The organism is Acinetobacter sp. BMW17, assembly GCF_001592855.1.
In the GTDB taxonomy this organism is placed as follows: domain Bacteria; phylum Pseudomonadota; class Gammaproteobacteria; order Pseudomonadales; family Moraxellaceae; genus Acinetobacter; species Acinetobacter johnsonii.
In genome coordinates this window covers 1-6,631 of record NZ_LSOD01000009.1, presented here as the reverse complement: position 1 = coordinate 6,631, position 6,631 = coordinate 1, and the positions used below count along the sequence as shown (strand labels likewise).

General features: G+C 44.7%; 3 protein-coding genes and 1 pseudogene. All 4 read right to left on the bottom strand.

From position 1 onward, the window contains the following. Window positions 1–93: 93 nt before the first annotated feature. Window positions 94–786: pseudogene (locus AXW61_RS02555) on the bottom strand (TonB-dependent receptor plug domain-containing protein); the annotation flags it as partial. A 130-nt stretch (window positions 787–916) separates the two neighbouring features. Further along, window positions 917–2,215: a hypothetical protein gene (locus AXW61_RS02550; protein ID WP_062032097.1), complete on the bottom strand. Its 1,299-nt coding sequence runs from the start codon at window positions 2,213–2,215 to the stop codon at window positions 917–919. Window positions 2,216–2,286: 71 nt separating this feature from the next. After that, window positions 2,287–3,972 carry a dihydroxy-acid dehydratase gene (gene ilvD, locus AXW61_RS02545; RefSeq protein WP_062032095.1) on the bottom strand — a complete coding sequence of 562 codons (1,686 nt, stop codon included), beginning with the start codon at window positions 3,970–3,972 and terminating at the stop codon, window positions 2,287–2,289. A 367-nt stretch (window positions 3,973–4,339) separates the two neighbouring features. Continuing rightward, on the bottom strand, window positions 4,340–6,169 hold the full coding sequence (gene ilvD / locus AXW61_RS02540; protein WP_081408248.1) for a dihydroxy-acid dehydratase: 1,830 nt from the start codon (window positions 6,167–6,169) through the stop codon (window positions 4,340–4,342). Window positions 6,170–6,631: the final 462 nt, after the last annotated feature.

Here is a 6,631-nt window from a genome sequence, read left to right as displayed (position 1 = left end):
TAACTCATTGAGATGTGTCATAGTATTCGTCGTTAGAAAACAATTATTGTGACATTATTTCAATGAGTTATCTATTTTTGTCGTGTACAGAGAATTTTTATAATAAACATAATCGGTTGGATCATCTTGGTCAGAGACATGACCCACCACACGAAACGCCCCTTTTTCGCTATCATTTGGCGCATAGTTGATATCAAATGTGCCATCCACAAAGGCATTGCTGCCATAGCTCACACTGCCCCGAGAAAAAGTTTCAGCTTGAGGACGTTTGGTGGTTAAGTTAACTAAGCCGCCCGGTAAGGCAAAGCCAAAACCAGTCGATGTCGGCCCTTTGACAACCTCAATTGACTGTAAACCACTGATGTCTTCTGAACGTAGGGCATTATCAGAAGTTTGAATACGCAAGCCATCGACATAGGTCTGTGCGCTGGAAACCTGCCCACGAATAATAAAGTCATCCCAACCACGGCGACCATACTGTCCTGCGGTGACCCCCGCTACACCCTGCAAAGCTTCAGACAGTGTTTTCGCTTGTTTCTGTTCGAGTTGTTTTTCACTAATCACGCTGATCGATTGTGCTGTTTCAAACAGCGGTGCGTCTGAACGCAAAACAGCTGATGCAGTTTTTGCTGCATATGCCGCTTTTGCATCTGCATCTTGGGCTTCAAATTGCAAAGTCGGTAAAACTTGGGATGATGCTGTTTCCTGTGTCTCGCCCTGAGCAAACGCTGCTGTAGTCATCACGGCCAGAATGGATAAGCTCAAAGAAGAAATATGAAAACGCATAACATCGATCAACAGACAGAAAGAATGCCAATTATAATCATTTTCATTTGGAAGCCTATTTATTAATAAAATTTAACAATGAATTTAATTGTTAAACCTCATTAACATTATTAATAAGCACTTAAATGACTCAGCCTTCGCTTTCATCCACAGGGTCAGCTTTATATTGATCTTCTAGCACATTACTGAAAATACTTTCAATCATCCAGACGCGATACAAACTATTAAAGACATAGCTCTGCCCATCCACACGCAGTTCAATCACAGGGAAATCAGGCTGGGATTTCATTTCACAGAGCATGTCATTTTCTTGAAGCTTGGCCTCCACATCTTCGGTGATCAATGCTGTGATTTCCAATTCTTGCATCAGTTGATCAAAGTGCGATTTAAAGGATAAGTCTTTGCCTTGGGTCCAAACGGCTTTCAAAATCCGATACATGGCATCAACGCGCTGCTCTTCAGGCACGCTATAAAATAACTGTGCCATCGCCAAAGTGGCTGCTTGCGTCGGACGGCAAAACGGTGTGAATTTGATTTCTGTCCGTTTGGATAAACGCGTTGCCAAACTCCAATCAAACCCGTCTCGACCGTGATAACTGAGTGGGTAGACATTGAGCTGAATATTATAATAATCGGCCAGTTCTTCTTTAATATAGGCCAATAACAACCATGAAATTGGATCTTCTAGCGCAACGTATAGGTCTAACTCTGGATCGAGTGCCTGAATTTCATTTAACTCTTCAGCATCACTAATCAAATGCTCACGCCAATCAATATGATTGATCAAGAAAATTGGGTTATCGGTAAATAATTTTTGTTGTTTTAAACGGCGCGTTAAACGCAGCAGATCATCGACGGCATGATACTGACGGTCACCGAGCTGGAAGTAACTGGCCAGTACCGCATCATCATTAAAAATACGTTCTGGAAAGTGTTGCTCTTGATGATGACGGCTGGCCATCGCATATAAGGTGCGCAGCTTACCCTCTTGTTTTTGCCACAGCATGTGAAACACATCTTCAAGCAAATACAAAAAGTCCTGCCCACGCAGCGGCGTATGCCGCAAAATGGTTTCTGCTTGGCTCAACGCCTCAGGACTGGGTTGTTCTGGCGTTTCATGAAAGCTAAAACGGTGCTGACGCGACAGAATTTTGGCATCATTTAAACAATAAGTTTGCCACTCCAAAGCCGACATTTGATTTGGCGGTTCTGCAGCCTGACTGGAAATGACCACCTTCAATGGTTTCAGTTCGTCCGCTAAAATTTCTTCAATTTGTGGTAACTGCTGAACCGCTAAATAGCTATATACATCGTCGAGGCGTAAATGAATACTCAAGCCTTGTTCTGTAGATACGACCGTTTGACGAATCGGTTTTTGATAAAACCAACGCGATCGAATCGGATCGAACCATCGACGCAACAGTGACATGAGCAAAGCCTCTAAATTAAACCCTTGAAAGTACTACAAGGGTTTATATCAATTCACAGCAAAATGATCAATTAGACATCTAAATTTAGATCAGTTACCGCACCTTTTTCCGCACCAGTGGTCAGTTTTGCAAACTTGGCCAAAGCCCCATAACGATAATTCGGCTGCGGTTTCACCCACGCGGCTTGACGCGCTGCGGCCTCTTCTGCCGAAATATGCCACGTCATTTCGCGGGTTTCTGCATTAATTGAGATTTTATCGCCATTTTGCACTAAACCAATTGGCCCACCTTCATAGGCTTCTGGGGTCACATGACCAATGACAAAACCATGACTGCCACCAGAAAAACGACCATCGGTTATCAGCGCCACAGATTTACCCAAACCTTTACCAATAATCGCTGAAGTCGGTTTCAGCATTTCTGGCATACCCGGCCCACCTTTAGGCCCTTCACCACGAATCACCACCACCTCACCTGCTTGAACTTCGCCATCTAAGATGCCACGCATCGCGCCAATTTCACCTTCAAAGACACGTGCTGGCCCCTCAAAGTACAGGCCTTCTTTACCGGTAATTTTAGCCACAGCACCTGTTGGAGACAGGTTACCTTTAAGCACCACCAAGTGAGAGTCTTTTTTAATTGGCGCGTCGAACGGTAAAATAATCTGTTGACCTTCTGGATAGTCTTCAACCTCAGCCAAATTTTCCGCCAAGGTCTTTCCGGTTACGGTTAAACATGAACCATCCAGCATGCCAGCATCCAACATGCGCTTCATCAGCGGTTGAATACCCCCAATCGCAATCAGCTCAGACATCAAATATTTGCCAGATGGACGTACATCGGCCACCACGGGAATATCTTGCCCGATACGGACAAAATCATCCAAATTCAGTTCAACCCCAGCAGTATGTGCCATTGCCAGTAAGTGCAGCACACCATTGGTCGAACCACCCAAAGCAATCAGCACTTTAATTGAGTTTTCAAATGCGGCTTTGGTCATGATATCGCGTGGTTTCAGGTCTAAGCGCAGCAAATTCATCACCGCTTCACCTGCTTTTTGACAGTCAATCCGCTTGTCATCCGAAACCGCTTCTTGTGCAGAGGAGCCCGGCAAACTCATGCCCAAGGCTTCAATCGCAGAAGCCATCGAGTTTGCAGTGTACATGCCGCCACAGGAACCCGGCCCTGGCAGCGCCACTTCTTCAATCTGTTTGACTTGAATGGCACTGATTTCACCTTTGGCGTGCTGACCCACGGCTTCAAAGACAGAAATCATGTCGGTATGCCCTGCACCCGGCTTAATGGTCCCGCCATAAACAAACAAACCTGGACGGTTTAAACGGGCCAAGCCCATGATGCAACCCGGCATATTTTTGTCACAGCCACCAATCGCAATTACCCCATCATAGGCCTGACAGCCCACCACGGCTTCTATCGAATCCGCAATAATTTCACGGCTCAACAATGAATACTTCATGCCTTCAGTGCCGTTAGAAATACCATCTGAAATGGTGATGGTATTAAAAATAATACCTTTTCCGCCAGCTTGATTGACCCCTTTTTCGGCCTCACGTGCCAGTTCATTAATATGCATATTACACGGCGTGACATTGGCCCAAGTAGACGCAATACCGACAAAGGGACGAGTAAAGTCTGAATCTTTAAAGCCTGTGGCACGCATCATGGAACGTGCGGGTGCATTTTCAATGCCTTCATAAACAGGAGCTGAATGTTCGCGGATATTGTCTTTACTCATTGTATTTGTCCTTAGCGATGGCTGCGTATTACTCTACAGTCTTGGCAATTTTTTCTGTTTTTATTGTATAGAAAGCAGGCTAGACATGAAAGCGACTCACTGGGAATTACATGAACCCATTTATTGTGGTTCTACCCAAATCAGGTCAAATGATGAAGCGACATGGATGTCGCTGTTTCACTGTATGGCAGGGACGCCATATCAGGGGAACAAAGGCATTTTGTTACTTTTGTGCTGTCAAAAGTAAAACCTCGTCTACGTAATGACAGTGCAAACCGTACTGTAAAATGCGACTGTACTATTTTCATCAATCAATAAAAAAGCACCCCAACTGGAGTGCTCTTTTTAATCATTCAAAGACTAGCAATTAAATTTCACGTACCGCACCTTTAGACGCACTGGTAGTATGCATTGCATAAGCTTTTAAGGCTTTAGAAACTTTACGCGGACGTTGTTCAGCAGGTTGCCAACCTTTGGCTTCTTGCACTTCACGGCGCGCTGCCATGGTTGCTTCATCCACGGCCAAGTGAATGCTACGGTTTGGAATATCGATTTCGATACGGTCGCCATCTTCCACTAAACCAATCGCACCACCTTCAGCTGCTTCAGGAGACACGTGACCAATAGAAAGACCTGATGAACCGCCCGAGAAACGACCATCGGTGAGTAAAGCACAGTCTTTACCCAAACCTTTCGATTTTAAGTAACTGGTTGGATACAACATTTCTTGCATACCCGGACCACCACGCGGACCTTCGTAACGAATCACCACCACATCGCCAGCAGTGATTTTGCCACCTAGAATCGCCTCTACTGCAGCATCTTGGCTTTCAAAAACACGGGCCGTGCCGTTGAATTTCAAAATGGAATCATCCACACCAGCTGTTTTCACAATACAGCCTTCAAGTGCAATGTTACCGTACAGGACAGCCAACCCCCCATCTTGAGAGAAGGCATGCGCAGCATTACGAATCACGCCATTGTCACGGTCACCATCTAAACGAGAGTAGTAACGGTCTTGTGAGAATGCCGTTTGCGTCGGTACACCGCCCGGTGCTGAACGGAAGAATTGATACACTTCTTCGTCTTCAGTACGGATGATGTCCCACTTGTCCAAAGCATCTTTTAAGGTTTTTTCATGCACAGTGGGCACAGAAGTATCCAATAATCCTGCACGGTCTAATTCACCTAAGATCGACATGATGCCACCAGCACGATGGACATCTTCCATGTGCACGTCTTGTTTTGCAGGTGCAACTTTACACAGCACAGGCACTTTACGTGACAAACGGTCAATGTCGGTCATGGTAAAGTCAACTTCTGCTTCATGCGCCGCTGCCAACAAGTGTAAAACGGTATTGGTTGAACCGCCCATTGAAATATCAAGCGTCATGGCATTTTCAAACGCTGCTTTGCTGGCAATTGAACGCGGCAACAAGCGGTAATCGTTTTGTTCGTAATGGCGTTTGGTAATTTCAACGATCAATTGACCCGCTTTTTCGAATAATTTTTTACGGTTCGCATGTGTCGCTAAAGTTGAACCATTGCCCGGAAGGGATAATCCCAACGCTTCGGTTAAACAGTTCATTGAGTTTGCAGTAAACATGCCTGAACATGAACCACAGGTTGGACAAGCTGAACGTTCATATTCAGCCACTTCTTCATCAGTGAAGCTGTCATCTGCTGCGACAATCATGGCATCGACCAGGTCAATCGCGTGTTCATTACCACGGATTTTCACTTTACCCGCTTCCATCGGCCCACCAGAGACGAACACCACAGGAATGTTCAGACGCATAGACGCCATCAACATGCCCGGAGTAATTTTGTCACAGTTCGAAATACACACCATCGCATCAGCACAGTGCGCATTGACCATGTATTCCACTGAGTCTGCGATGAGGTCACGTGAAGGCAATGAATACAGCATGCCATCGTGCCCCATCGCGATCCCATCATCCACTGCAATGGTATTAAATTCTTTGGCTACACCGCCTGACACTTCAATTTGACGTGCCACAAGTTGACCTAAGTCTTTTAAGTGAACGTGACCTGGTACAAATTGAGTGAATGAGTTGACTACCGCAATAATCGGCTTACCAAAGTCTTCGTCTTTCATCCCCGTTGCGCGCCATAAGCCACGCGCACCCGCCATGTTTCTTCCGTGTGTTGATGTTTTTGAACGATAGTCAGGCATTGTACTTTTCCAACATAGTTGTGCTTGAGATGAATGTCCACATTCACTCTGGCTAAAATCTGAGTTCTGAGAGTGTCAAACTGTCAAAAATTTAAACATAACATATTCGCATTCTGCGTAAATCTCGTTTTTAGGCATCTCGACCTAAATTATCGAAGGCAGTAAGTTTGCGCGCTACATTTTAACCGATGAGCTGACATTCAATTGCATATGGAAACTACTATAACCCGTTCAATCGCCTTGCAATACAAAACTTCTATGAATAATTTTTAAATTTTGCATGAGTTTTATTTATATGAAATACAAATTTTGAGCGATACGCTATCAAGGGTCCTTTCTCTATTTTTTGAATAAAACTCTCGCATATCGGTGGTGTTTCAAAAAGTATGCTGGCGTTAAACAAATCCGTTATTAAGGTAAAAGAAAGTCAAATCAAAGGCTTTAAAATGATTTTCGAGCTTT